The sequence below is a fragment of the Amycolatopsis iheyensis genome (genome assembly GCF_024703995.1).
GTDB lineage: Bacteria > Actinomycetota > Actinomycetes > Mycobacteriales > Pseudonocardiaceae > Amycolatopsis > Amycolatopsis iheyensis.
Genome location: NZ_JAMXQV010000013.1, coordinates 263,711 through 287,595 on the forward strand (window position 1 = coordinate 263,711; position 23,885 = coordinate 287,595).

Here is a 23,885-nt window from a genome sequence, read left to right on the forward strand (position 1 = left end):
CGGAGAACGGGCCCGGTGTTACTCACCGGCGCCAAAACTCCCTCGATCGGCACCACCTGTAACCGAACCCACAACCGTGCCCCGCGCCACTTCCGAGGCCCCGGATTGAGCAAATCCGCAGCCCGGAAAACGGGGAGTGATCGGTTCGCCGCCCGCTGTCGCCTTTCGGGTCACAAATTTCGCACGGCCGCCTCGGTGGTCTCGACCATCGGCACGAACGGCGTAACGTGCGGTCCCGAATCGACGACTCTCCGGGGACATGTCCGGGGTCGAGTCCAAAGGGAGGCCCTTCGTGGACGACCTGATCGCATTCCTCGCCGCGCGCGTCGGCGCGCGGCAGGCGTTGATCATGCAGGCCGTCAACAAGTCGAAGGCCGGCGAGTCGATGAACCGCGGCGAGACCAAGGTCGCCGTGGAGCAGAAGATCCGCGGGCTCACCGATCTCGACCTCGACGCGGTCAACCAGATGATCAACGAGATCGAGGCGACGCGCCGGATCCTGCTCGCCCACCGGACCACCGTCTCCGAGAAGGTGCCCGGGTTTCCGCTCTACGGCAGCGAATACTGGTGTGAGACCTGCCACGTGCCCGCCGACGAGGCCGGTTCCAACTGGTGCCTCACCCTGCGCCTGCTGGCCCTGCCCTACTCCGACCACCCGGACTACAGCGAGCGCTGGCGCCCCTGACGGGAATCCCCGTCCACCACCGGCGTTGCACCCGGGGTGAGGATCTCCGTGCTCGACCGCTCGCCGGTGCGGACCGGCAGCGGCGCCGCGCGGGCGCTGCGGGACACCGTCGCCTTCGCGCGGGACGTCGAACGGCTGGGCTACCACCGGTTCTGGGTCTCCGAGCACCACAGCGTGCCGGGCGTGGCCGGGTCCGCGCCGACCGTCCTGGCCGCCGCCGTGGCCGCCGCGACGAGCCGCATCCGGGTCGGCACCGGCGGTGTCATGCTGCCGAACCACCGGCCGCTGGTCGTCGCCGAGCAGTTCGGGGTGCTCGAAGCCCTGTACCCCGGCCGGATCGACATGGGGCTGGGGCGGTCCGTCGGGTTCACCGGCGGCGTCCGCGACGCCCTGGGCCACGGCAAGGAAGCCGCCGACGACTTCGGCGCGCAGGTGCGCGAGCTGCTCGGGTTCTTCACCGGTGAGCACGCCTATCCCGGCGTCCACGCCTACCCGGCCGAGGGGCTGCGCGTGCCGCCGTTCCTGCTGGCCACCGGCTCCGGAGCCGACCTCGCCGCGGAACTCGGGCTGCCGCTGGTGATCGCGCCCGTGCGCGGCGAACGTGCCCTGGTCGAAGCCGTGACGCGCTACCGCGACGGCTTCCGGCCGTCCGGGTGGGCGAGCGAGCCCTACGTCGTCGTGTCGTCGGCGATCGCCGTGGCGGACTCGGCGGCGGCTGCCCGGCGGCTGCTCGTCTCGGAGGCCTGGGCGACGGTGTATTCGCGCTCCCACGGCGTCTTCCCGCCGCTTTCGCCGCCCGCGGAGGTCCTGGCCCTGCCGATGACCGACCGGGAACGCAAGCGTCTCGAAGAGACCCTGGACGGCCAGATCTCCGGCACGCAGGCGGAGGTGGGGGACCGGCTGGGCGAGCTGGTCGCGGCGACGGCCGCGGACGAAGTCCTCGCCACGACGGCCGCCTACGACCAATCCGCGCGCCTCGATTCTTTCGCGGCACTCCGCGCCGCCATTTCGTGAGTGGATCTCGAATTGTGCCGATACTGCGTCGAAATATTACCGTTCGTTTTTCCGGTAGGGTATTTCGCGTGACTGCCGGGTCGGCCTCGAGCCGTGAGCAGACGGGGTACCCGGCCGAGCCGTGACCTCCGGGCGGGCCCGTGGCCCGCCGCCTCCCGCACGTCTTCCGTGATCGGAACGTGCGCGGGAAGGAGGTGAATCGCATGTCCGACTGGCAAGAGTTCGTCGCGGCCCACGCCGAGGGCGGGGTGCTCGACGGTGTCGTGGCCCGGGTGGTGCCCTTCGGCGCGTTCGTCGAAGTCGCGCCGGGCGTCCACGGCCTGCTGGTGACCGACGCGGCCCCCGCCGAGGGGAGCCGGCTGAGCGTCCGCATCGAGAGCATCGACGTGGAGCGCCGGCGGTTCAGCCTGGTGCAGGCGTAGGCGCCGGGGATCCGGGGCCGGGCGCCCGGCCCCGGATCCGTGCGGCGATCTCCCCGGCCACCTCGGCGGGGAGCTTCGCCGCCGTGTCCACCAAGGTCGCCGACCGGCGCAGCCACGGCAGGGCTTCGCCGTACCGTTCGACGTGGTCCAGCCGCCACCGCCGGGCCGCCGTGTCCTCGGAGCCTTCGATCCGGCGGCGGAGTTCGCCGGGCGAGGCGTGCAGCACGAAGTGTTCGACGGCGATGCCGCGATCGGCCAGGCCGTCGAAGATCTCGCGGGCGTAGGCCTCGACGAGGATCGTCTGCGGGACCACCAGCGTGCCCGCGTGTTCGTGCACCCGGGCGGTGTTCTCGACGACCAGCGGCCGCCACAGCGGCAGGTGCTGGAAGTCGCCCGCGGGCTCGGGGAACGCCGTGCGCAGCAGGTAGCCGACGAACTCGGTGTCGAACGTCCGCGCGCCCAGCAGCGCCGCGAGCTCGCGCGCCGTGGTGGTCTTGCCCGCGCCGAACGTCCCGTTGAGCCAGACGATCACCCGAGCACGAACGGCAGCCGCGCCGCCAGGTCGCCCAGTGCCTCGCGCTCGGTCTCCGAAGGCGCGCGCCGGCCGGTCGCCACCAGCAGCACGTCCGTGTCCGAGAACGACGCCGGGAACGCCGTCCCCGCGATCTTCTCCACCATCGACCGCGCCGCGGCCAAGCCTTCGGGCGGTGGGGGAGCGACCGGCAGGTCCAGGTGGTGCAGCGTCCACTCCAGCACGTACGCCGACAGGTAGTCGCCCGCCGTCAGCACCATCTCCTGCGTCGACACCCGCATGGCCTGGTCCGCCAGGTCCGCCGCGCGGCCCGCCGCCGCGCCGACGTCGTCGAGGTGGAACTTCAGCAGGGCCGGGTCCTCGTACGCCGCCGCCAGCCGCACGATCAACGCGTCCAGCGGGTCTTCGCCCGAAGGCGGCGTCGAGGACACCGCCCAGTACGTCACCGAGTCGTGCGTCGGCGCCGATGAAGCCGGCGTGACCAGCGTGATCAGCACGTCCTGGGCGTCGATCACCAGGTGGCAGACGAGGTCCCGGACCAGCCAGCCCCGGCAGCCCGACGGCTTCGCGAAGTCGGAGTCGGGAAGTGCGGCGACCGCGAGACGCAACGCCGCCCACGTGCTCGAGAAGAGATCCACGCCGGCGAAGCTAGCAGGGTCAGAGCCTCAGCTGCAGCTGAGTAAGGATCCGCTGGGCCGGGTCGTCGAAGTCCACTCCGGACACTTCGGCCGCGCGCCGGACGCGGTAGCGGACCGTGTTGGGGTGGATGTTCAGGCGCCGGGCCGCCGCGCGGACGTCGCCGAACGCGTCCAGCCACGCCAGCACCGCCGGAACCAGGATGCCGCCGTGTTCGGCGTCGTGCGCCGCCAGCGACACCAGCCGCGGGTCGCGGATCCGCGGCTGGGCGCCCAGGAACGCCAGCACCTCCGACAGCAGCACCTCCGCGCGGACGTCGGCCAGCGACGCGACGTCGGCACTCCAGTGCCCGCGCGCCATCGCCGCCAGGACGCGGTCGGCGTCGCCGCGGGACGCGGCCGCGTCCGACAGCCGGGGCACCACGCCACCGAGCGCCGCGCGCACCGGGACGTCGAGGTGCCGGCGGGCCGCGCCGGTGATTTCGCGCGCCAGCGCCAGCACCGCCGCGTCCGAATGCTCGGGCAGGTCCGGCAGCAGCGCGTAGACGCGGCCGCCGATCACGCTCACCAGCGCGCTGCGCCGGTACGCCGCGGTGTGCACGGCGATCAGGTGCACCAGCTCGGCGCGGCGCAGCTGACGATTGTCCGATCGCTCCAACGAAAACGCGAGCACCTGCGCCGGCCGGGCCGGGTCCGCGCCGATGTCGTCCGCGACGGACTCCGCGTCCAGCCGGCCTTCCAGCAGGCTCGCGAGGAGGTCCTCCCGCAGCCGCAGCTCCGGGCTGGGCAGGGTGCGGGCGCGGATCAGCTGCGGCGCCAGGGCGCGGCTGGCGCCCAGCAGCGCCGTCTCGGCCCGTTCGGTGAGCGGCTGCGCGCCTTCCTGGACCCAGATCGTGCCCAGTGGCTGCTTGCCCGCGTGGATGCCCGCCGCGATGCGCCGCCGGATGCCCAGCTCGGGGCGCTCGTCGATCCGGACGATCCCCTCGCCGGCGCGAAGCCGCTGGTAGACGCCCCATTCGCGCAGCATCGCGAGGTAGCGTTCCGGGCCTTCGCGGCCGAGGATCGACAGCCGCCGCAGCTCGTCGACCTCGTCGCCCGCCCGCGAATACGCGAGCACGCGGCTCGCCGTGTCCTCGATGCTGACCAGGCCGCCGGTGAGCGTCGCGATGGTCTGGGCCAGCGCGAACAGGTCGCCGAGGACCTCGCCGCTGGCCGCTTCGCCACCCGCTCGCGCCGCGTCGACGACCCCGCGGGCCAGCGCTTCGACCTGCTCCCAGCGCGCCTCCGCGCCGACGGTCAGCAGCGCGACACCCGCGTCGGCGGCGATGTCCGCGCCCGTCGCGCCCTTGACGGCCACCGCGGCCGCGCCGCCGCGGCCGGCCGCGCGGATGGCGGGCGCCGCCGCCCGCCGCGGGCCCCGATGACCAGCACGAGGTCGCCGGGGGAGGCCTCCAGGGGGTCTTCGGGGTCGAGGATCACGACGTCGGAGACCGGGACGCCCAGGCCGTGCGGTGCCACGACGACCTCGACCAGCGGTTCGCCGAGGGTGGCGAGCACGTGCCGCAGCGAAGTTATCTGATCGGCCAAGGTCACTCGATCGATTTTAGCCGTTCGGACAATCCCTGACGACGTGTCCGGAGTTACCGTTCGGGGCATCTGGACGTAAAAGCAGAGGAGCCGCCGTGGACGCCGTGACCCAGACCCCCGCCCCGAAGAACGAGCCGGTGCTGACCTACGCGCCGGGCAGCGCTGAGCGCGCCGAGCTCGAGGGTGCGCTCAAGCGGCTGGGCCAGGCGGAACCCGTCGACCTGACCGTCACCGTGGGCGGCGAGCAGCGCCCCGGTGGCGGCGAGAAGATCGACGTCGTCCAGCCGCACAACCACCGGCACGTGCTGGGCACCATCCACAGCGCCACCCAGCAGGACACCACCGACGCCATCGCGGCGGCCGCGAAGGCCGCGCCGGAGTGGCGCGCGCTGTCCTACGACGACCGCGCCGCGATCCTGCTGCGTGCCGCCGACCTGCTGACCGGCCCGTGGCGCGCGACCCTCAACGCCGCCACCATGCTCGGCCAGTCCAAGACCGCGACCCAGGCCGAGATCGACTCCGCCTGCGAGCTCGCCGACTTCTGGCGCTTCAACGTCGAGTTCGGCCGCCGCGTGCTCACCGAGCAGCCGATCAGCTCGCCCGGCGTGTGGAACCGGCTGGAGCACCGCCCGCTGGAAGGGTTCGTCTACGCGATCACGCCGTTCAACTTCACCGCGATCGCCGGCAACCTGCCGACCGCGCCCGCGCTGATGGGCAACACGGTGCTGTGGAAGCCGTCGCCGACGCAGTCGTTCGCCGCGCACCTGACCATGCGGCTGCTCGAAGAGGCCGGCATGCCGCCGGGCGTCATCAACCTGCTGCCGGGTGACGGCAAGGCCGTCTCCGAGGTCGCCCTGACCCACCGCGACCTGGCCGGCATCCACTTCACCGGCTCGACCGCGACGTTCCAGCACCTGTGGGGCACGGTCGGCGCGAACATCGCGGGCTACCGCGGCTACCCGCGGCTGGTCGGCGAGACCGGCGGCAAGGACTTCGTGCTCGCGCACCCGTCGGCCGACCTCGACGTCCTGCGCACCGCGCTGGTCCGCGGCGCTTTCGAGTACCAGGGCCAGAAGTGCTCCGCCGCTTCGCGCGCGTACGTCCCGCGCAGCCTGTGGACGAAGCTGAAGGACGGGCTCGTCTCCGAGACCGAGGCGCTGTCCTACGGCGACGTCACCGACCTGTCGCACTTCGGCGGCGCGGTCATCGACGCGCGGGCGTTCGCCAAGCACCAGGCGTTGTTCGAGCGCGTCGCTTCCGATGACTCGGTCGAGGTCCTCACCGGTGGCACCGCCGACGACAGCGTCGGCTACTTCGTCAAGCCGACGATCCTGGTGTCGGACAACCCGAAACACGAGATCTTCTCGACCGAGTACTTCGGCCCGATCCTGTCGGTCCACGTCTACGAAGACGGCGACTTCGACGCCGTGCTGAAGCTCGTCGACGAGACCGCCGCGTACGCGCTGACCGGCGCGATCATCGCCAACGACCGCACCGCGGTGGCGAAGGCGGCCGAGGCGCTGAAGTTCGCCGCGGGCAACTTCTACGTCAACGACAAGCCGACCGGCGCCGTCGTGGGCCAGCAGCCGTTCGGCGGCGCGCGGGCGTCCGGGACCAACGACAAGGCCGGGTCGATCTTCAACCTGCAGCGCTGGACCAGCCCGCGCTCGATCAAGGAGACGTTCGTGCCGCCGACCTCCGTGCGCTACCCGCACCAGGGCTGAGAGGGAGTTCGTCATGCTGCGTGCCCCGTTGCTCGCCGCCGCCCGCTCGACGGGCATCCGGCGGCTCGTCGAGGCCGTGCCCGCCACGCGATCCGTGGTGCGCCGGTTCGTCGCCGGGTCCGAGACCGCCGACGCCGTCCGCGTGGCCAGGGAACTGGCCGCCGACGGCCGGCGGATCACCCTCGACCACCTGGGTGAGGACACCACGGACGCCGCGCAGGCGGCGTCGACGGTCGCGGCCTACGAAGCCGTGCTGTCGGCGCTGGCGGCCGAAGGGCTCGCCGAGGGGGCGGACGTGTCGGTGAAGCTGTCGGCGGTGGGCCAGTTCCTGCCGTCGAACGGCGAGGACGTCGCCTTGGAGAACGCGCGGAAGATCTGCGCGGCGGCCGAGGCGGTCGGCGCCACCGTGACGCTCGACATGGAGGACCACACCACCACGGACTCGACGCTCGGCATCCTGCGCGAGCTGCGCGGCGAGTACCCGTGGGTGGGTGCGGTGCTGCAGGCCTACCTGCACCGGACCGAGGCGGACTGCCGCGCGTTGTCGGGCCCGGGCTCCCGGGTGCGGCTCTGCAAGGGCGCGTACGCCGAGCCGGAGCCGGTGGCGTTCCAGGAGAAGTCCGAAGTGGACAAGTCCTACGTCCGCTGCCTGCGCGTCCTGATGGCGGGTCAGGGCTACCCGATGGTGGCCTCGCACGACCCGCGGATGATCGAGATCGCCGCCGCGCTGGCCGAGGAGAACGGCCGGACCGACGACGACCACGAGTTCCAGATGCTCTACGGCATCCGGCCGGAAGAGCAGGCGCGGATCGCGGGCTCGGGCGCGCGCATGCGTGTCTACGTGCCCTACGGCGACGAATGGTACGGCTACTTCATGCGCCGGCTGGCCGAGCGCCCGGCGAACCTCGCGTTCTTCCTGCGCGGGCTCGCGACGAAGTCCTGAACATGACTGAGGCCGCCCCGCGGGGCGGCCTCAGTCATGTGGTGGTGGTCAGGCCTGTTCGGCCTCGGCTTCGGCGGCCTTGCGCTTGACCTCGGCCATGTCGACCTCGCGGGCCTGCTTGATGAGGTCCTCGAGGGCCGGCTCGGGCAGCGCGCCCGGCTGCGCGTAGATCAGCGTCTTGTCGCGGATGATCGCCAGCGTCGGGATGGAGCGGACGTCGAAGGCGGCGGCCAGCTGCTGCTGCGCTTCGGTGTCGACGCTCGCGAACACGATGTCGTCGTGCTTCTCGGACGCCTTCTCGTAGACCGGCGCGAACTGGCGGCACGGCCCGCACCAGCTCGCCCAGAAGTCGATCAGGACGAACTCGTTGTCGGTCAGCGTCTGGTCGAAGTTCTCGGCGGTCAGCTCAACGGTGCTCATGCCCTGGTCAACGAACCGGGCACGGCGGGAATTCCCGGGGCCGGGGTAGCGTCTGCACCGAGCGACCCGCAAGAGGAGGAACACATGGCCGACGGCGAAATCCTGGGCCGGATCGACGAGCTGATCGCGGAGGAGCACGAGCTCCGGTCACGCTCGGTAGGCGTAGGGCTGAGCGGCGGCGACAAGGATCGCCTCACCGCGGTCGAGCAGCAGCTCGACCAGTGCTGGGACCTGCTCCGCCAGCGCCGCGCGAAAACGGAGTTCCACGAGAACCCGGACGACGCGGCCGCCCGCCCGGTCTCCGAGGTGGAGTCCTACCGCCAGTAACCCGCGTGATCAGAGGGTCGACCCGCGTGATTGAGGAGTCGACACGCGTGATTGGAGGGTCGACACGGTGTCAGTGCCGTGTCGACCCTTCAATCACGAATGATGACTCTCCAATCACGCGTGCTGACCCTTCAATCACGGGGTCAAGCCGGGCAGAGGGTGCCGTCGGCGGGGACTTTGCCGTCGATCAGGAACGCGCGGGCCGCGTCGGTTACGCAGGGTGAGGTTCCGACTGCGCCGTGGCCCGCGCCCTGCCACGTGATCGTCACCGCGGACGGCATCTGGTCCGCCGCGCGGGTGGTGCCCAGCTGGGGGGTGACCGGGTCGGCCGCGGTGGCCGCGACCAGGATCGGCGGGGCGCCCGGGGCGCCCGGCGCGGGCAGGGGCTCGGTTCGCACCGGCCACGGGCCGCACCACGCCAGCTGCTGCGCGACGACCGCGCCGAACTGCGGGTACTTCGCCCGCATCCCGGCCGCGACCTGGTCGAGCTGGTCGGCCGACAGGCGGGTCTGGCTGTCGTTGCAGCGGGTGGCGATGGTCGCGTCGATCCGCGACGGCTGCGCGCGCGTGTCGTGCAGCACCGGCGTGGCGAACGCGGCCAGCGCGGCGGTGTTCCCCGAGCGGGCCGCGGCGATCGCGTCGGCCAGCTCCGGCCACCGCGAGCGCTGCGTCAGCCCCGAGTAGACGGCGAACATCGCGACCCCCGGCCCGAACGAGACGCCGTCGTCGGTCGAGGGCGCGCTCCCTCGCAGCTGGTCGACGAGACCGGCCAGCGCCGCTTTCGGGTCCCCGAGCGCGCAGCCGCGGGCCGCGCAGTCCGTGGCGAAGGCGTCCAACGTGGACTGGGCGCCGGCGGCGACGGCGTCGAGCACCGCCGCGGTGTCCGCGCCCGGGTCCGGGACGCCGTCGAGCACCATCCGCCCGACCTGGCCGGGGTAGCGCACCGCGTACTCCGAGAGCACCTTCGAGCCGTCGCCGCGGCCGAGCGCGTCGAGCCGTTCCATGCCCAGCTGCTTGCGGACCTCGTCGAGGTCGCCCGCGGTGCGCCAGCTGTCGAGCGCGGTCTGGGAGTCGTCGAGCTCGATCGCGCACTGCTGGCCGGCCTTGCGGGCCGCGTCGAGCACGCCCTGCAGGTCGCCCTGCGCGGGGTCGGCCTCGATCAGCCCGGGCCGGATTTCGGCGGGCACGCACTGGACCGAGCCGGACAGCCCGGTCCCGCGCCGGTCCACGCCGATCAGCGAGAACTTCTCCAGGAACGCCGGCGGCAGCGTCGCGGCCAGCCGCGCCGCGTACACCGTGCCCGGCTCGCCGTCGACGTCGTTGACCACGACCAGCGGCACCGGGCCGGAGCCGACCTTCAGCACCAGCAGCCGCACCATCGAGCGGCGGGCCTCGCCGGGCGCGTCGAGCGGTGCGGTGACGCGGGCGCAGGTGAAGTGCAGGGTGTCCGGGACGCCGGGGGCGCCGATCCGCTGGCGGGTGTCGTCGTCGCAGTCGGCCCACTTCAGCGACGGCGACTGCGGCTCGCCCAGCGGCGGCAGCGGCACCGACGGCGTGGCCGCAGGCGTGCCGGCCGGGGTCTTCCCGTCGTTCTCGACCAGCGCCGGGCGGACCGACGGCCCGGCGGCGCAGCCCGCGGCGGAGGCCAGGGCGAGCAGCGCGACCAGGAGACGGGAACGGCGGCGGCGCACGGGCGGGATCCTCACGTCGATCAGGGGAACGGTACGGCCGAGCTTCGCACGCCCGGTGTGGGAGGAGGGTTAGCGGGTCCGCACCACCTGGCCGCGGAACACGGCGTCGAGGTCGTAGCGGGCCGGCTCGTCGAGCTGCTCGTAGTCGCACGACGCGGGCTCGCGGTCCGGCCGCCACCGGACGAACCGCGCGTTGTGCCGGAACCGCGACGGCATCCCGCCTTCGGTGTTCTCGTAGGCCACCTCGACGACGCGCTCGGGCCGCAGCGGCACCCACTCGTGCTCGGTGGCGCGCCAACGGGTGATGCCACCGGGGATGCGCTGGCCGTGGCCCTGCGCGCGCCCGCCCCACGGGTGGTCCTCGCCGTCGGTGACCAGCGGCGCCAGCTCTTCCGCGAGTTCGCGGCGCTTCTCCTTCGGGAAGGACCCGACCGTGCCGACGTGGTGGAGCAGGCCCTGCTCGTCGTGCAGGCCGAGCAAGAAGCTCCCGACCAGCTCGCCGGGACCGCCGTCGACGTGCCAGCGCAGCCCGGCGAGCACGCAGTCGGCGGTGCGCAGGTGCTTGTACTTGTGCAGGACGCGCTTGCCGGGTGTGTACGGCTCGTCGAGGGGCTTGCCGATGACGCCGTCGAGGCCCGCGCCCTCGAACAGCTCGAACCAGTGCCGCGCGGTGGCGGGGTCGGTGGTGGCCGGGGTCAGCGGGAACCGGTCGCCGGCCAGCTCGACGAGCCGTTCGCGCCGGGCCGAGGTCGGCTCGTCGAGCAGCGACTCGTCGTCGAGCGCGAGGACGTCGAAGGCGACGAACTCCGCGGGCTGCTCGGCGGCCAGCAGCGTGATCCGGCTTTCGGCGGGGTGGATCCGCTCGGTGAGCGCGTCGAAGTCGAGCCGGCCCCCGCGCGCGACGACGAGCTCGCCGTCGAGCACGACCCGCTCCGGCAGGGTCTCCAGCAGCCGCTCGACCGCCTCCGGGAAGTACCGGTTGAGCGGCTTTTCGGCGCGGGACTGCAGGTGGATGTCGGCGCCGTCGCGGAAGACGAGGCAGCGGAAGCCGTCCCACTTGGGTTCGAAGAGCAGCCCGCCGGAGTCCGGAATGGTCTTCGCGGGCTTGGCGAGCATCGGCTTCAGCGGCGGCTGCAGCGGTAGGGGCATGCCCGCATTCTGCGGAAGGACGACGCTCAGCGCACGCGTTTCGGCGCGCTCGTGTCGAGTTCCAGCCGGACCGCCGTCGGCAGCACCGCCAGGCCCAGCGACTCCCGGGCCCGGGCGAGCACCTGCGTGTCCAGCTGCTCCCAGACTCCCTTGAGGTCCGTGCCCTCGTGCAGCCACAGCGTCACGCGCAAGGCCGGCGACTTCCGCGAGCCGACCGCGCGGACCCGCGCCCGGCTCACCCCGGCCAGCTGTTCGGCGTCCGCCTGGACCGCGCCCGCGATCGCCGCCGCCGTGACCACCAGTTCCGCGCCCTCGGTGCGGTCCAGGTCCAGGTCCGGCCGCGGCTCCGGGCGCAGGGACCGCAACGTCCAGCGCAGCCCCAGCACGAGCAGCAGCACGCCCAGCACGATCGCGGCGATGCGGGCCGGGGTCGCGTGGCCGCCCAGCCAGTCGAGCGCGATCGGGTCCAGCAGGGGGCGGCGGCCGCGGAACTCGCCCAGCACCCCGTAGCCCACCACCAGGGCCAGCGCCCCGCCGAGCAGGGCCAGCAGCCCGACCAGGAACGTCAGCGAGCGTTCACCCGCGTACGACCGGGAAAGCGCCTTCGCGGCGACTGTCTTGCTCATCGGCGGTCCTTCGGCGAGTCGACCACGACCGACACCTTCGGCCGTCGTGCCAGGGGGACGTCGTCGAGCAGCGCCGACACCGTCGCCAGCAGCCGCGGACGCAGTTCGCCCTCGGTTTCCAGCGTGCTCTTCGCACGGACGCGGACGCGGCGGGCGCTCGCGGTGACCGACGCGCCCGCGACGTTGTCCTGCGCCCGCACCGTGAGCCCGACCAGCCGGGCCAGCGAACGCGGCGACGTCGAGACGCTCACCTCGTCGGCCGGGTCGGTCAGCCGGATCGCGCGGTTGCCGGCGGCCAGCGCGAACAGCACCAGCACCAAGCCGGCCGCGGCCAGCACGCCGGCGCCGACCCGCACCGCGTAGGCGTCCCAGCCCAGCGAAGCGAGCTCCGCCTGCCAGCGCGGCCACGGCACCAGCAGCGGCGCCGACCCCGGCCGCCACCAGTGCCAGCCGACTTCCAGCGCGAGCACCGCGCCGGCCGCCGCGAACGCCAGGCCGAGCAGCGTGGACAGGAGACGGACGAGCAGGCGCACGGCTACCGCACCCTCGGCGCCGTGGCGGGCAGCAGCGCCGACACCGTCACGGCCAGCGTCCGCACCTGGTAGGCGGTGATCCGCTCGACCTCTTCGGTGACCTTCTCGCGCACGACACCGACGACCTTCCGGACCGGCGCGGGGTACTGCAGCGCCAGGTCGAGGGCCAGGTCGACGTCGTTGTCGACGCCGCCGACCTTCGCCTTCGCGCCCTTCTTCCCGTCCTGCGTGGTGCCCGGCACCTGGTCGGCGGCGTGCTGCGCGACCTTGCGCACCACCGCGTGCCCGATGGTCAGGGTGCCGCGCTCGGCCGGTTCGGCGAGCTCGCGCGGCACGTCCAGGACGCGGCTCACTTGTCGCGGCCCTTGCCGAAGAGCTCGCCGAGGTCGAGCTCGCCGTCGAGGACCCGGCCGGCGACCAGGCCGATGATCCCGACGGCCAGGGTCACCAGGAACGCGGTGAACCCCTGGGTCGCGGCGAGGCCGAGGATCAGCCCGGCCAGGAGCCCGGTCTGCGTTGCGTTCACATGTCCTCCCAGGACGGCTGCAGGGTTGAGTCCATTTCGGACGGTCACTCCACCCGGGTCGACTCGGGCTCTTCCTCGCCCGGCAGGTGGATGTCGTTGACGGCGATGTTGACCTCGATCACCTCGAGGCCGGTGATCTGCTCGACGGCGGTGATCACGTTGCGCCGCACCGCGCGGGCGACGTCGGTGATGCGCGCGCCGTACTCGACGATGACGTCGAGGTCGATCGCGGTCTGCTTCTCGCCGACCTCCACCGCGACCCCGGTGGTGCTGACCGTGCCGGAGCCGGGGATCCGCTCCCGCAGCGCGCCGATCGCGCGGGACATTCCGGCACCGCCGAGGGCGTGCACGCCGGCGACCTCCCGGGTGGCCAGGCCGGCGACCTTCTGCACGACCAGTGACGAGATCGTGGTGCGGCCGGCGGCGCCCTCCTCGTTGAGCGGGGTCACCGTGCCGGGGCTTTCGGTCCGTTCGGGGTGCATGCGTGCGAACTCCTTTCGCGGCGGTCTCTCGCCCGTACGATGCCCCCGCGCGCCCGATCCTCACGCAAGATCCCCCGATCGGGGGAACGTCAGTCCGGGTGGACGTCCACGACGTGCACGTTCACCGTCGGCGCGACGTCGAGCTGGCGCGCCAGCTCCGCGGTGAGCTCCCGCCGGAGTGCCTCGGCGGCTTCCTCCGCGGCGGTCCCGAACCGGACCGACACCAGCACCTGCACGGCGTCGTCTTCGACGGCGACGGCCGAAATCCGCACCCCTTCGGGGGCCCGGCTCGCGGCGATCTGCTCGGCCAGCCGGGCGACGACGTGTCCGGTGACGCGCAGGCTGCCCGTCTCGCCGGGCACCTCCACGGCCGTCCGCCGGCCGCGCGCGACGGCCCGAAGCACGCGTTCGACCAGGCCGGGCGGGGTCGGCACCCGGCGGGCCGCCGCCCGGCGCACGGCCTCCCAGCGGGGGTCCCGCTCGGGGTCGGAATGCTCGGCCATCACCGCTCCCTCAACTCGGCGAGCAGCGCCACCCTGGCCCGGTGCAGCCGCGAGCGCAAGGCGCCGACGTTGACGTCGAGCACTTCGGCGACCTCGTCGTAGCTCAGGCCCTCCAGTTCGCGCAGCACCAGCGGCACCCGCTGGGACAGCTCCAGCCGGCCGATCGCGCGCAGCACCGCGTCGACCTCTTCGGCCCGCACGACGCGGCCTTCGGGGCCGGGGACCGCGGCCGCGAGCAACGCCGTGTCCACAGTGGACCGGTCGGTGGGCTCGTCGAGGGAGACCGTGGGCCGGCGGCGGCGCAGCAGGGCGAGCGCGCTGTTGGTGACCACGCGGTACAGCCACGTCGAGACCGTGGATTCGTGCCGGAAGCCGGGCAGCGCGCGCCACGCGGCCAGCCACGAGTCCTGCACGACGTCTTCGGCCTCGGCCACGCTCCCGGTGATCCGCAGCGCCACGCGGTACATCCGCGGGGTGTGCCGCCGCACGAGGGCGCCGAACGCGGCGTCGTCGCCGGCCGCGGCCCGGGTGAGGAGGTCGGCGTCGTCGCTCATCCGGCGCGCCGGCGGTAACGCAGCAGCGTGAAGCCGTCCTCGAGGAGGATCGACGCCAGTTCGAGGCGGCGTGGCACGGCCACCGGTCCCGCGGCGATCCGCGTCGCCGGGCCGGCCACCAGCAGCGGCGCGACGGTCAGGCACAGCTGGTCGACGAGGTCCTCCTCGACCAGCCGGCCGAACAGCCGCGGCCCGCCCTCGCACGCGACCCGGCGCAGGCCCCGCGCGGCGAGGAGGTCGAGCGCGCGCCGGACGTCGACGTCGTCTTCGCCGGCGCGCAGGATCTCCGCCCCGGCGGCCTCGAGGGCGCCGGTGGCCGCGGTCTCCGTGGTGACCACGATCGGGGGCACGACGGTCTCGGTGAACAGCCGCGACGCCGGGTCGAGGTCGGCGGTGCGGGTCACGACGGCGATCGGCGGGACGGTCGCGAAGCCCAGCCGGCGACGGCGGTCGAGGCGTTTCGGGCCCGCGACGACCCCGCGGTAGTCCTCGGCGCGGGCCGTCCCGGCCCCGACCAGGATAACGTCGGCGAGGTCGCGGCCGAGCAGGAAGACCTTCCGGTCGGCGGCGTGCGAGAGGCCCGCGGACGTCGTGTCGACCTCGACGGCGCCGTCGGCGGAGGAGACGAAGTTGACCTGCACCCAGGGCCGGTCGAGGTCCGTGGGGTAGCCGTAGATCCGCTCGAGGTCCACCCCGGTCAGCTCGCCCGTCGAAGAGGGCCACACGCTCCGCACGGGACAATCCCAGCACGGGCGTGAAGTGCGTCTCGACCGGGGGACACAGCCAATCCGCCCGGGGTGCCGCGCCGTTAGGCTCTGCGACCATGCCCGCGCACCTCACCGACCGCCGTCCCGAGCTGTCCGCCGACGAGCTGATCGGCGCCCTGGTGCCCCCGCCGCGCTTCGACGCCGTCCGGTTCGGCACCTACCTCCCGAACCCGGACGAGCCGAGCCAGACAGCCGCGGTCGAAGCCTGCTCGGCGTTCGCGGCCAAGGTCGGTGCCCGCAAGGAGAAGAAGCGCTTCAAGCTCTTCGGCGGCTCTTCCGAGCCGGCCGGGAAGATGGGGCTCTACCTCGACGGCGGCTTCGGCGTCGGCAAGACCCACCTGCTCGCCTCGACGTGGCACGCCGCGCCCTCGCCCAAGGCGTACGGGACGTTCGTCGAGCTGACCCACCTGGTCGGCGCGCTGGGCTTCGCCGAGGCCGTGCGGCGGCTGTCGGAACACCGGATCCTGGCCATCGACGAGTTCGAGCTCGACGACCCGGGCGACACCACGCTGGTCACGCGGCTGCTGCAAGAGCTGATGGACGCGGGCGTGTACATCTCGGCGACGTCGAACACGCTGCCCGAGAAGCTCGGCGAAGGCCGCTTCGCCGCGGAGGACTTCCTGCGCGAGATCCAGACGCTCTCGGCCCGCTTCGGCGTGGTGCGCGTCGACGGCCCGGACTACCGCCACCGCGGCCTGCCGGACGCGCCGCCGCCCGCGTCGCCCGAGGCCCTCGAAGAGTCCGTCGCGGCGCACGAAGGGTCCACTGTGGACGACTTCGACGCGCTGGTCGAGCACCTGGCCTCACTGCACCCTTCCCGCTACGGGCGGCTGCTCGACGGCGTCACCCGCGTGCACCTGCGCGACGTCCACCCGGCGCCGGACCAGAACGTCGCGCTGCGGCTGGTGGCCTTCGCCGACCGGCTCTACGACCGGGCGATCCCGGTGGTCGTCTCCGGCGAGCCGCTGCCGTCGCTGTTCCCCGAGGAGATGGTGAACGGCGGCTACCGCAAGAAGTACCTGCGCGCGGTCAGCCGGCTGACCGCGCTGGCACGCGACGCGGCACCGGCCAGCTGAACAGGACGACCGCGACCGCGAAGAGCGTCCCGCCCGCGACGTCGGTCAGGTAGTGGTAGCCGAGGCCGACCAGCCCGGCCGTGGCGGCCAGCAGCGCGACGGCGCTCAGCACGACGACGATCGTCTTGCGCGTCACGAGGACGAGCACCGTCAGCACCGCGACCAGGCTCACGGTGTGGCCGCTCGGGTAGACGAGGGTGTCGTTCTTCCACCGGTCGTAGAGCGGCTTCAGCACGAAGGCGGTCAGCGCGACGGCCAGCAGCGGCGCGGCGATCGCGAGCGCGGCCTCCGGCTTCCGGCCCGCCCGCAGGCAGAGCACCGCGGCGAGCACGCCGAGGGTGATCACGACGTAGGGCTCGGTCGGGAAGACCAGCACCCGCAGCACGCCGGGGCTCAGGTGCGCCGTCCAGCCGGCGGCCACCGCGTCCACGGCGCCGGGCGTCGTCCCGCCGGCGAACGGCAGCCCCAGCACCACCGCGAGCAGGCCGCACACCGCGGCCGGCACCCACATCGTCCTCACCCGCGCGAGGGTAGTCGCGACCCCGCCGGAAGCCCGTCTGCCACGATGCGGGGAAGGAGGAACGGATGCGCATCACGGTGGCGGGGGCCGGGATCATCGGCCTGAGCTGCGCGTACCGGCTGGCCGGTGCGGGACACGAGGTGACGGTCGTCGCGGCGGCCGGCCCGGGGGAGTCGACGTCGGCGGTGGCGGGCGGGGTGCTGTACCCGCCGGTGCGCCGCCCGGACAAGCGGATCGTGCGGTGGACCGCCGAGACGCTGGCGGTGCTGCGCGAGCAGGAGGCGCCCGGCGTCCGGTTCCGCCGTGGGCGGGTCCTGCTGGCCCCGGGCGAGCCGGAGCCGCAGTGGCTGCCGGCGATGATCGACCCGACGCGTCCCGACGGTCACCTGGAGTTCACGACGGCCCTGGTCGACACGCCGGTGTACCTGGACTGGCTGCTCGCGCAGGTGGTTTCGCTGGGCGTGCGCGTCGAGTACCGGTCCCTGACGTCGCTGTCGGGCCTCGGCCCGGTGGTCAACGCGGCGGGCCTGGGCGCGGGCCGCCTCGCGGGCGACGGCTCGATGGTCCCGATCGGCGGCCAGGTCGTGCACCTGAGCGACCCGGGCCTGCCGGAGTTCGTGGTCGACGAGACGGGCCCGGGCGTCACATACGTCATCCCGCACGGCGACCACGTGGTCTGCGGCGGCACGGTGGAGCCGGGCCGCGGCGACGTCGAGCCGAACCCGGGCGTGACGGCGGACATCGTGCGCCGCTGCCGCGAGCTGGTCCCCGCCCTGGCGGGGGCGCGGGTGCTGCGGTCGGTGGTGGGGCTGCGCCCGTTCCGGCCGGTGGTGCGGCTGGAGCGGTCCGGGGAGGTCGTGCACTGCTACGGGCACGGTGGCTCGGGGATCACCTTGGCCTGGGGGTGCGCCGCGGACGTCGTCGAGCTGTTCAGGGCTGGATGAGCTCGGTGATCCCGCGCTGCTTCAGGTAGGCCGCGTCACCGGCGCGGCTGCGCAGCACGAACGCGACGCGCTTTCCCGCGTCCGCCAAGGCGAAGAACCGGTCGTTGCCCCGGGTCGGGTCGGCGTCCGGGATGACGATCGCGCTCGTGCGGGGTTCGGGTTGCGGCGGGGTGCGGTCGAATGCGCGGACCAGGTCCTTCAGGGCCTGGCCGGCGGGCTTCAGCCGGCGGTCGTTCGTGTATAGGCCCAGGTCGTACTCGAGCGGGTTGAGGTTGGGCACCAGGGCCGGGTTCACGTCGTGGGAGCACCACCAGGTGAAGCCGAGCGTGTGGGCGCACGAAGCCGCGTTGCGGATCGAGCGGGACAGCCACTCCGCGTACTGCGGGCGGGTCGCGTCGCTGAAGTGGATCGACGGCGCCGCGCCGTCTTCCTGGATCCAGACCTCGCGGGCCGGGTCGTCCGCGTACGCCTGCGCCACCTGGATCAGGCGCTCCGCGTTGTGCGTGGCGAACGCGCTCAGCGGATCCGTCTTGAGCGTGCCGAAGAACGACGTCCACGGGTGGATCGCCACCACGGTGCCGGCGTTCGCCAGGCCGGTCCGCGTGAAGTAGCGGCCGTTGTCCCACGGCGCGCGATCGCAGCCGACCGTGTGCGCCTTGCCCGGCGCCACCTCATCGGCGGTCGCGCAGAGCGAGCGGGCCCACGCGTCGGCCTGCTCGGGCGTGACGCTCAAACCGGCGTAGGAGTCCCAGTAGTAGTACGGCTCGTTGGACAGGTCGAAGCCGAGGAACCGCGGGTGCTTCCCGATCTTTTCGGCCAGGGCCCGCAGGAGCGCGTGCTGCGCGTCGAGGGCCGCCGGGTCGGTGAACCAGTTGACCGGCTCCGGGGTGGTCTGCAGCCAGTTCGGCGTCCAGTAGCGGGCCGAGATGTGGCCGTTGAACACCGTCACCTCGACGTCGAGCCCGGCCGCGCCGGCCAGGTCGAGGAAGCGGTGCAGGCGGTCGAGCTTCTCGCCGCTGACCAGGTGCGGCTCCGGCTGGAACGCCGACCAGAGCAGCATGATCCGGATGTGGTCGAGGCCGAGGGCGGCGATGTCGCCGAGGTCGCGGCGCAGGTCGGCCTCGCGCCAGTCCTCCCACATGTGGAACCAGCGCGTCGACGGCGTGTAGTTGACGCCCAGGCGGAACGCCCGCCGTTTCGGGGCCGCCAGGGCCGGGGCGGCCGCGCCCACGAGGGCCGCCGCGACCGTCCCGGTGAGCACCGACCGCCGTTTGAGATCCGCCACGCCGCCTCCCTCGCCGTCACCCGTTCACGAAGATCTAGCACGGCGGGGAAGTCGTTCACCAGGCTTGACGTGCTTTCTGTCCGCCTCAGCCCGCGGCGAAGGCGGCGTGGTCGGCTTCGGTCCGGTCGGCGTAGCGGACGGCGTACGCGCCGATGGCCTCGTCGAGGTCTTCGTCGTCGGCGAAGTAGCCCGCGAGGAGCTTCGGGTGCAGCGACCGCGTGTGGGCGCGGGCGAGCAGGGCGCCGGCCAGCCGGCCGTAGTCGTCGAGGTGGTCCTTCTCCAGCTCCGCGGGGTCGATGTCGCCCTTGAGGTTGCGGAACTGGCGGACGATGAAGCCGACGCCGTCGATCGTGGTCCAGCCGAGCAGGATGTCGGTCTCGGCCTGGACGAGCCGGGCGCCCTCGACGATCCGCCGGCCTTCGTGCTCGGCTTCCGGCAGGTCGAGGTACGGCGCGAGGGCCGGCCTCGCCGCCTGTTTCACCTGCAGCACCAGGTCTTCGTCGTCGTTGCCGTGCAGGAGGGCGACGTAGCTGCGCAGCCCGACGCTGCCGGTGCCGACGACCCGGAAGGCGACGTCGGCGATCCGGTACCGGCCGAGCAACGTCCGCCGCGACTCCCGCAGCGTGTCCACATAGGACACCAGCCCGGCGGCGACGGCCTCGGCGGTCGGCCCGTCGACGTGGGTGAGCACCGGCGGGTCCTCGACGAACCGGTGGCGCGCCAGGCCGGTCTCGTGGTCGTCGACGTGCTCGGTCCACTTCGCGGCGACCTTGGCGCTGGTGTTCTTGCGGGCCTTCTCGGCGGCGTCGGCGAAGTCGTCGATCAGCTCGTCGGCGCGGGCCTTGGAGAGGACGGAGGAGTCGGGCAGGGCGTTCCAGCTGCGCAGGAACGGCAGGTCGGCGAGGGCGCGGATGGTGCGCCGGTAGGACTTCGCGGCGTCTTCGGCGGCTTCCCGGCAGCCGGACTCGCCGATGCCCCCTTCGCGGCCGGCGAGGACGAGGCTCGCGGCGAGCCGCTTGAGGTCCCATTCCCAGGGGCCGGGGACGGTCTCGTCGAAGTCGTTGATGTCCATCACGATCTTGCCTTCGGGGGTGCCGTAGAGCCCGAAGTTGGCGGCGTGCGCGTCACCGCAGAGCTGCGCGGTGAGCCCGGCGTCGGGGGTGCCCGCGAGGTCGGCGCCCATCAGCCCGGCGGCGCCGCGGAAGAAGGTGAAGGGGGAGGCGAGCATGCGCTCCCGCCGGAGTTCGACCAGCTCGGGCAGCCGGCCCCGGTTGGAGGCCTCGAAGTACTGCTTCGGGCTCGGCCGGTCCTTCGCGGCGGCCTCGTGGTCGTGCGCGGTGACGGGAGTCCTGTCCCGGAGCCGCTTGCCCTGGTCGTACAGCTCGGCCGGCGTGACGTTGTCGGTGCCGACGAGCGGCCGTTCCACCCAATCCCCTGATCCCATACCGGGCACAACGTCCGAAGCGGACGATCTGCTCCCGGGGCGGGGTGGGTCACCCGGCCGGGCCGCGCTCTCGGCTGGTGAGGTGGATGGGGTTCGGGCGCGGCCGGCTCGAGCGGGGCGGTTGGTTGCGGCTCGGGGTGTGCGGGGTGGTTGCGCCGGCGAGCGGGATCGGGCGCGGAGTGACCTGCCGGGCCGGGCTCCCGGGCGATGAGGTGGGTGGGCAGTCGGCCGCGCCGGCTCGCGGGATTCGGGCTCGGGGCGGTCGGTCGATAGGGCCACCGCGGCTAGGCGATGTGCAGCGCAGCCGGCGCCGGTGGGTCAGCCGCGGCCCGAAATGCGCGGCTGTCCTGCGCCGCCCCCAGCCGATGCGTTGCCAGCGCAAGCGCGCCACCGTCAAGTGTGTTCCGGATGCCGCCGGGGCGGGAGGCTCACCCGGCGGCATCCGGTGGTTCTAGGGGCGGATGACCTCGGCGATCGCGTCGATGCCGCGGTCCAGCTCCTCGCGGGTGATCACCAGCGGCGGCGCCACCCGCAGCGTGCGCTCGTGCGTCTCCTTGCACAGCACGCCCCGCGCCGCCAGCGCTTCCGACGCCTCGCGGCCGGACGGTCCGCCCGGCGCGATGTCGATGCCTGCCCAGAGGCCGCGGCCGCGGATCTCCGACAGCCCGCTGCCGATCAGCGCGCTCAGCCGGGAGTGCAGGTGCGCGCCCAGCTCCGTCGAGCGCTGCTGGAACTCGCCCGTGGTCAGCAGCTTGACCACCGCGCGCCCGACCGCGCACGCCACCGGGTTGCCGCCGAAGGTCGAGCCGTGCTCGCCGGGCTGCAGCACGCCCAGGACGTCGCGGCGGCCGACCACCGCCGACACCGGGAGGATGCCGCCGCCCAGGGCCTTGCCCAGCGTGTACACGTCCGCGCGGACGCCCTCGTGGTCCAGCGCCAGCACCGTGCCCGTGCGGGCCAGGCCGGACTGGATCTCGTCGGCGATCAGCAGCACGCCGTGCTCGTCGCACGCCTGCCGCACCTCGGCGAAATACCCCTCCGGCGGCACGATGACGCCGGCCTCGCCCTGTACCGGCTCCAGCAGCACCGCCGCCGTGCGCGGGGTGATCGCGTCGCGCAGCGCGGCCGCGTCGCCGTACTTCACCGTGACGAAGCCCGGCGTGAACGGGCCGAAGTCGGCGCGGGCGGTCTCGTCCGTCGAGAACGACACGATCGTCGTGGTCCGGCCGTGGAAGTTCGAGCCGGCCACGATGATTTCGGCGGTGCCGTCCGGCACGCCCTTCACCCGGTGCGCCCACTTGCGGGCGACCTTCACCGCCGACTCGACGGCCTCGGCGCCGGAGTTCATCGGCAGCACCAGCTCGGTGCCGGTCAGCTCGGCCAGCTCGCGGCAGAACAGGCCCAGCTGGTCGTGGTGGAACGCCCGCGACGTCAGCGTGACGCGCCCGAGCTGCTCGACCGCGGCGGCGATCAGGTCCGGGTGCCGGTGCCCGAAGTTCAGCGCCGAGTACCCGGACAGGAAGTCGAGGTAGGACCGGCCCTCGACGTCGGTCACCGAAGCGCCGGACGCCTCGGCGATCACGACGGGGAGCGGGTGGTAGTTGTGCGTGCTCCAGCGCTCGTCGAGCGCGATGAAGCTCGCGGCGGTGGGGGCGGCGGTCTCCCGGCCGGCGAACGTCGTCATGCGTTCAGGTTAAGGCCCGTACACGCGGAATTCAGCCGGGATTCATTGCTTTCACCCGTCGTTCGTTGCGCAATACCCGGGCGATACCCCCGAAACGCTGCGTACCCGTTGACGACCGTATTGGTAAGTCATAACTTACGGTTCGTGGCGACTTACGGAAGCGACCGGCTGGCCGCCCTCGCCGACCCTTCGCGGCGCGCGATCTTCGAAGCGCTGCGTGCCGGGCCGCGCGCGGTCGGCGAGCTCGCCGCGGACCTGCCGATCAGCCGCCCGGCCGTTTCGCAGCACCTCAAGGTGCTCAAGGAAGCCGGGCTCGTCACCGACCGGGCCGTGGGCACCAAGCGGCTCTACCGGCTGGAACCGGACGGCATCGCCGCCCTGCGCGCCTACCTCGACGGGATGTGGTCGGCCGCGCTCGAGTCCTTCGCCGAACTGGCGGAACGAACGGAAGAGGAGCAGTCATGACCCTGGCGCCGATCCGCAAGACGATCACCGTCGCGTGCTCGCGCGAGCACGCGTTCAAGACCTACACCGAGGCCTTCGACAGCTGGTGGCCGCGCGAGCACCACCTCGGCGAGGCCGGCCTCGCCGAAGCCGTCCTCGAGCCGAAGCCCGGCGGGCGCTGGTACGAGAAGACCGTCGACGGCGCCGAGTGCCAGTGGGGCGAGGTACTGGTCTGGGAGCCACCCGCGCGGGTGGTCCTGTCGTGGCGGATCGACGGCGACTGGAAGGTGGACCCCGACCCGGCGCACGCCAGCGAGATCGAGGTCCGGTTCGTCGAGGAAGGACCGAGATCGACGCGGGTCGAGCTGGAACACCGGGCCTTCGAGCGGCACGGCGCGACCGCCGCGAAGGTCCGTGACGGCGTCTCCACGGAAGGCGGACACGGCGGGCTGTTGAAATTGTTCGCCGAGAAAGCCGCTGCCTGACTCGTTATCGTGCCGGGATGGCGAAGAAGGAAACTCCAGGAAGCCGGGTCCGGGACGCGCTGCGCGTCGGCGCGGAGCTGCCGGACCCGGGCTCGACCCCGGTGGGGCCCGGGAAGAAGCCGAAGGCCGTCGCCAAGCTCGACGCCGCCGCCGCGCGGCTGTCGACGCTGCAGGAAGCGCTCTACGCCGAGGGAGTCGGCGGCGGCAACCGCAGCGTCCTGCTGGTGCTGCAGGGCATGGACACCTCCGGCAAGGGCGGCACGGTTTCGCACGTGCTCGGCCTGGTCAACCCGATGGGCGTCCGGTACGCCGGGTTCAAGGCGCCGACGCCGGCCGAGCGGCGGCACCCGTACCTGTGGCGCATCCGCAAGCAGCTGCCGGTGGCGGGCCAGATCGGCGTGTTCGACCGCTCGCACTACGAGGACATCCTGGTCCCGCGCGTGACCGGGCTGCTGACCGCGACCGAGCGGCGGCGCCGCTACACCGAGATCAACGGCTTCGAGAAGGAACTGGCCGACGCGGGCACGACGGTCGTCAAGGTGTTCCTGCACATCTCGCCGGAGGAGCAGCTCAAGCGGCTCAAGGCCCGCCTGGAGACGCCCGAGAAGCACTGGAAGTACAACCCGGGTGACCTCGAGGCGCGCTCGCACTGGCCGGCCTACGCCGAGGCGTACGCCGACATCTTCAAGAAGACCTCGACCGCGCACGCGCCCTGGCACGTCGTGCCCGCCGACCACAAGTGGTACCGGAACTGGGCCGTCGCCGAGCTGCTCATCGAGACCCTCGCGGACCTGAAGCCGGAGTTCCCGGAACCGGGCTTCGACGTCGCCGAAGAGCTGGCGAAGCTGAAGGGTGTTGGCGTCCCCTCGTGATCGTCTGAAAG

28 protein-coding genes and 1 pseudogene are annotated in these 23,885 nt (G+C 73.0%); 11 read left to right on the forward strand and 18 right to left on the reverse strand.

What is annotated here, in order from left to right:
* Nucleotides 1–292 precede the first annotated feature (292 nt).
* The 3 genes from M8542_RS25075 to M8542_RS25085 all read left to right on the forward strand — a co-directional run bounded on the left by M8542_RS25075 (nucleotide 293) and on the right by M8542_RS25085 (nucleotide 2,121).
* A complete protein-coding gene (locus M8542_RS25075) occupies nucleotides 293–685 on the forward strand; it encodes a DUF6221 family protein (RefSeq protein ID WP_257922675.1) in 393 nt (130 codons plus the stop codon).
* Between the two features lie 48 nt (nucleotides 686–733).
* Nucleotides 734–1,699 (forward strand): MsnO8 family LLM class oxidoreductase, encoded by a 966-nt coding sequence (locus M8542_RS25080; RefSeq protein ID WP_257922676.1) that lies wholly within the window; start codon nucleotides 734–736, stop codon nucleotides 1,697–1,699.
* Nucleotides 1,700–1,902: 203 nt separating this feature from the next.
* The gene (locus tag M8542_RS25085) at nucleotides 1,903–2,121 is read left to right on the forward strand and encodes a S1 RNA-binding domain-containing protein (protein WP_257922677.1); all 219 of its coding nucleotides are present in this window, start codon (nucleotides 1,903–1,905) and stop codon (nucleotides 2,119–2,121) included.
* On the opposite strand, the gene M8542_RS25090 is transcribed toward M8542_RS25085, so the two are convergent.
* The 3 genes and pseudogenes from M8542_RS25090 to M8542_RS25100 form a co-directional block, all read right to left on the reverse strand.
* Nucleotides 2,102–2,653 (reverse strand): ATP-binding protein, encoded by a 552-nt coding sequence (locus M8542_RS25090; protein WP_257922678.1) that lies wholly within the window; start codon nucleotides 2,651–2,653, stop codon nucleotides 2,102–2,104. The genes M8542_RS25085 and M8542_RS25090 overlap by 20 nt on opposite strands.
* Nucleotides 2,650–3,291 (reverse strand): maleylpyruvate isomerase N-terminal domain-containing protein, encoded by a 642-nt coding sequence (locus tag M8542_RS25095; RefSeq protein ID WP_257922679.1) that lies wholly within the window; start codon nucleotides 3,289–3,291, stop codon nucleotides 2,650–2,652. Before M8542_RS25095 ends, M8542_RS25090 begins: the two co-directional genes overlap by 4 nt.
* A gap of 19 nt (nucleotides 3,292–3,310) precedes the next feature.
* Nucleotides 3,311–4,863, reverse strand: a pseudogene (locus M8542_RS25100) (PucR family transcriptional regulator).
* A 107-nt stretch (nucleotides 4,864–4,970) separates the two neighbouring features.
* Between M8542_RS25100 and pruA the strand changes: the two are divergent.
* Together pruA and M8542_RS25110 are read left to right on the forward strand one after the other, a co-directional pair.
* Complete coding sequence (gene pruA, locus M8542_RS25105) at nucleotides 4,971–6,599, forward strand: L-glutamate gamma-semialdehyde dehydrogenase (RefSeq protein ID WP_257922680.1); 1,629 nt, start codon at nucleotides 4,971–4,973, stop codon at nucleotides 6,597–6,599.
* A gap of 13 nt (nucleotides 6,600–6,612) precedes the next feature.
* Nucleotides 6,613–7,542 (forward strand): proline dehydrogenase family protein, encoded by a 930-nt coding sequence (locus tag M8542_RS25110; protein WP_257922681.1) that lies wholly within the window; start codon nucleotides 6,613–6,615, stop codon nucleotides 7,540–7,542.
* Between the two features lie 48 nt (nucleotides 7,543–7,590).
* Here the strand turns inward: M8542_RS25110 and M8542_RS25115 are convergent, their stop codons facing one another.
* The gene (locus M8542_RS25115; RefSeq protein ID WP_257922682.1) at nucleotides 7,591–7,962 is read right to left on the reverse strand and encodes a thioredoxin family protein; all 372 of its coding nucleotides are present in this window, start codon (nucleotides 7,960–7,962) and stop codon (nucleotides 7,591–7,593) included.
* 84 nt (nucleotides 7,963–8,046) lie between these two features.
* Here M8542_RS25115 and M8542_RS25120 point away from each other — a divergent pair, with 84 nt between their 5' ends.
* Nucleotides 8,047–8,289 carry a DUF2630 family protein gene (locus tag M8542_RS25120; RefSeq protein ID WP_003068842.1) on the forward strand — a complete coding sequence of 81 codons (243 nt, stop codon included), beginning with the start codon at nucleotides 8,047–8,049 and terminating at the stop codon, nucleotides 8,287–8,289.
* 143 nt (nucleotides 8,290–8,432) lie between these two features.
* Here M8542_RS25120 and M8542_RS25125 read toward each other — a convergent pair whose 3' ends face one another.
* The 10 genes from M8542_RS25125 to M8542_RS25170 form a co-directional block, all read right to left on the reverse strand.
* A complete protein-coding gene (locus M8542_RS25125; protein WP_257922719.1) occupies nucleotides 8,433–9,980 on the reverse strand; it encodes an alpha/beta hydrolase in 1,548 nt (515 codons plus the stop codon).
* 69 nt (nucleotides 9,981–10,049) lie between these two features.
* Nucleotides 10,050–11,129, reverse strand: coding sequence for an ATP-dependent DNA ligase (locus tag M8542_RS25130; RefSeq protein ID WP_257922683.1), 1,080 nt, complete (start codon nucleotides 11,127–11,129; stop codon nucleotides 10,050–10,052).
* A 26-nt stretch (nucleotides 11,130–11,155) separates the two neighbouring features.
* Complete coding sequence (locus M8542_RS25135) at nucleotides 11,156–11,755, reverse strand: alkaline shock response membrane anchor protein AmaP (protein WP_257922684.1); 600 nt, start codon at nucleotides 11,753–11,755, stop codon at nucleotides 11,156–11,158.
* Nucleotides 11,752–12,288: a DUF6286 domain-containing protein gene (locus M8542_RS25140; RefSeq protein WP_257922685.1), complete on the reverse strand. Its 537-nt coding sequence runs from the start codon at nucleotides 12,286–12,288 to the stop codon at nucleotides 11,752–11,754. The genes M8542_RS25135 and M8542_RS25140 overlap by 4 nt, the downstream gene beginning before the upstream one ends.
* 2 nt (nucleotides 12,289–12,290) lie before the next feature.
* Nucleotides 12,291–12,641 (reverse strand): Asp23/Gls24 family envelope stress response protein, encoded by a 351-nt coding sequence (locus tag M8542_RS25145; RefSeq protein WP_257922686.1) that lies wholly within the window; start codon nucleotides 12,639–12,641, stop codon nucleotides 12,291–12,293.
* Nucleotides 12,638–12,814, reverse strand: coding sequence for a hypothetical protein (locus M8542_RS25150; protein WP_013224542.1), 177 nt, complete (start codon nucleotides 12,812–12,814; stop codon nucleotides 12,638–12,640). The genes M8542_RS25145 and M8542_RS25150 overlap by 4 nt, the downstream gene beginning before the upstream one ends.
* Nucleotides 12,815–12,858: 44 nt before the next feature.
* Complete coding sequence (locus M8542_RS25155) at nucleotides 12,859–13,296, reverse strand: Asp23/Gls24 family envelope stress response protein (RefSeq protein WP_257922687.1); 438 nt, start codon at nucleotides 13,294–13,296, stop codon at nucleotides 12,859–12,861.
* Nucleotides 13,297–13,385: 89 nt separating this feature from the next.
* Nucleotides 13,386–13,799: an Asp23/Gls24 family envelope stress response protein gene (locus M8542_RS25160; RefSeq protein ID WP_257922688.1), complete on the reverse strand. Its 414-nt coding sequence runs from the start codon at nucleotides 13,797–13,799 to the stop codon at nucleotides 13,386–13,388.
* Nucleotides 13,799–14,353 (reverse strand): RNA polymerase sigma factor, encoded by a 555-nt coding sequence (locus M8542_RS25165; RefSeq protein WP_257922689.1) that lies wholly within the window; start codon nucleotides 14,351–14,353, stop codon nucleotides 13,799–13,801. Before M8542_RS25165 ends, M8542_RS25160 begins: the two co-directional genes overlap by 1 nt.
* Entirely contained in the window at nucleotides 14,350–15,087 is a 738-nt protein-coding gene (locus M8542_RS25170; RefSeq protein ID WP_257922690.1) for a pyrimidine reductase family protein, read from the reverse strand. The genes M8542_RS25165 and M8542_RS25170 overlap by 4 nt, the downstream gene beginning before the upstream one ends.
* A gap of 89 nt (nucleotides 15,088–15,176) precedes the next feature.
* Between M8542_RS25170 and zapE the strand changes: the two genes are divergently transcribed.
* Nucleotides 15,177–16,196: a cell division protein ZapE gene (gene zapE / locus M8542_RS25175; protein WP_257922691.1), complete on the forward strand. Its 1,020-nt coding sequence runs from the start codon at nucleotides 15,177–15,179 to the stop codon at nucleotides 16,194–16,196.
* Here zapE and M8542_RS25180 read toward each other — a convergent pair.
* Complete coding sequence (locus M8542_RS25180; protein ID WP_257922720.1) at nucleotides 16,150–16,701, reverse strand: phosphatase PAP2 family protein; 552 nt, start codon at nucleotides 16,699–16,701, stop codon at nucleotides 16,150–16,152. The two genes, zapE and M8542_RS25180, sit on opposite strands and share 47 nt — an antisense overlap.
* A gap of 80 nt (nucleotides 16,702–16,781) precedes the next feature.
* Between M8542_RS25180 and M8542_RS25185 the strand changes: the two genes are divergently transcribed.
* On the forward strand, nucleotides 16,782–17,660 hold the full coding sequence (locus M8542_RS25185) for an FAD-dependent oxidoreductase (RefSeq protein WP_257922692.1): 879 nt from the start codon (nucleotides 16,782–16,784) through the stop codon (nucleotides 17,658–17,660).
* Here M8542_RS25185 and M8542_RS25190 read toward each other — a convergent pair.
* The 3 genes from M8542_RS25190 to rocD form a co-directional block, all read right to left on the reverse strand.
* A complete protein-coding gene (locus M8542_RS25190; protein WP_257922693.1) occupies nucleotides 17,647–18,945 on the reverse strand; it encodes a glycoside hydrolase 5 family protein in 1,299 nt (432 codons plus the stop codon). The two genes, M8542_RS25185 and M8542_RS25190, sit on opposite strands and share 14 nt — an antisense overlap.
* An 85-nt stretch (nucleotides 18,946–19,030) precedes the next feature.
* Entirely contained in the window at nucleotides 19,031–20,389 is a 1,359-nt protein-coding gene (locus tag M8542_RS25195) for a DUF2252 domain-containing protein (RefSeq protein ID WP_257922694.1), read from the reverse strand.
* A gap of 451 nt (nucleotides 20,390–20,840) precedes the next feature.
* Nucleotides 20,841–22,073: an ornithine--oxo-acid transaminase gene (gene rocD / locus M8542_RS25200; RefSeq protein WP_257922695.1), complete on the reverse strand. Its 1,233-nt coding sequence runs from the start codon at nucleotides 22,071–22,073 to the stop codon at nucleotides 20,841–20,843.
* Nucleotides 22,074–22,217: 144 nt separating this feature from the next.
* Between rocD and M8542_RS25205 the strand changes: the two genes are divergently transcribed.
* From M8542_RS25205 to M8542_RS25215, 3 genes are read left to right on the forward strand one after another with little or no spacing between them, the layout of a single operon-like run.
* Nucleotides 22,218–22,538, forward strand: a complete 321-nt coding sequence (locus M8542_RS25205) for an ArsR/SmtB family transcription factor (RefSeq protein ID WP_257922696.1) — start codon at nucleotides 22,218–22,220, stop codon at nucleotides 22,536–22,538.
* The gene (locus M8542_RS25210) at nucleotides 22,535–23,002 is read left to right on the forward strand and encodes an SRPBCC family protein (RefSeq protein WP_257922697.1); all 468 of its coding nucleotides are present in this window, start codon (nucleotides 22,535–22,537) and stop codon (nucleotides 23,000–23,002) included. The genes M8542_RS25205 and M8542_RS25210 overlap by 4 nt, the downstream gene beginning before the upstream one ends.
* Nucleotides 23,003–23,019: 17 nt before the next feature.
* Nucleotides 23,020–23,874, forward strand: coding sequence for a PPK2 family polyphosphate kinase (locus M8542_RS25215; protein ID WP_257922698.1), 855 nt, complete (start codon nucleotides 23,020–23,022; stop codon nucleotides 23,872–23,874).
* The last annotated feature ends 11 nt before the right edge of the window (nucleotides 23,875–23,885 follow it).

Bases quoted from the DNA above. Each gene is read 5' to 3' on its own strand.
- M8542_RS25085 (WP_257922677.1), top strand. From the start codon at position 1,903: ATGTCCGACTGGCAAGAGTTCGTCGCGGCCCACGCCGAGGGCGGGGTG.
- M8542_RS25110 (WP_257922681.1), top strand. From the start codon at position 6,613: ATGCTGCGTGCCCCGTTGCTCGCCGCCGCCCGCTCGACGGGCATCCGG.
- M8542_RS25115 (WP_257922682.1), bottom strand. From the start codon at position 7,962: ATGAGCACCGTTGAGCTGACCGCCGAGAACTTCGACCAGACGCTGACC.
- M8542_RS25120 (WP_003068842.1), top strand. From the start codon at position 8,047: ATGGCCGACGGCGAAATCCTGGGCCGGATCGACGAGCTGATCGCGGAG.
- M8542_RS25130 (WP_257922683.1), bottom strand. From the start codon at position 11,129: ATGCCCCTACCGCTGCAGCCGCCGCTGAAGCCGATGCTCGCCAAGCCC.
- M8542_RS25135 (WP_257922684.1), bottom strand. From the start codon at position 11,755: ATGAGCAAGACAGTCGCCGCGAAGGCGCTTTCCCGGTCGTACGCGGGT.
- M8542_RS25155 (WP_257922687.1), bottom strand. From the start codon at position 13,296: ATGCACCCCGAACGGACCGAAAGCCCCGGCACGGTGACCCCGCTCAAC.
- M8542_RS25160 (WP_257922688.1), bottom strand. From the start codon at position 13,799: ATGGCCGAGCATTCCGACCCCGAGCGGGACCCCCGCTGGGAGGCCGTG.
- M8542_RS25165 (WP_257922689.1), bottom strand. From the start codon at position 14,353: ATGAGCGACGACGCCGACCTCCTCACCCGGGCCGCGGCCGGCGACGAC.
- zapE (WP_257922691.1), top strand. From the start codon at position 15,177: ATGCCCGCGCACCTCACCGACCGCCGTCCCGAGCTGTCCGCCGACGAG.
- M8542_RS25185 (WP_257922692.1), top strand. From the start codon at position 16,782: ATGCGCATCACGGTGGCGGGGGCCGGGATCATCGGCCTGAGCTGCGCG.
- M8542_RS25195 (WP_257922694.1), bottom strand. From the start codon at position 20,389: ATGGGATCAGGGGATTGGGTGGAACGGCCGCTCGTCGGCACCGACAAC.
- rocD (WP_257922695.1), bottom strand. From the start codon at position 22,073: ATGACGACGTTCGCCGGCCGGGAGACCGCCGCCCCCACCGCCGCGAGC.
- M8542_RS25210 (WP_257922697.1), top strand. From the start codon at position 22,535: ATGACCCTGGCGCCGATCCGCAAGACGATCACCGTCGCGTGCTCGCGC.
- M8542_RS25215 (WP_257922698.1), top strand. From the start codon at position 23,020: ATGGCGAAGAAGGAAACTCCAGGAAGCCGGGTCCGGGACGCGCTGCGC.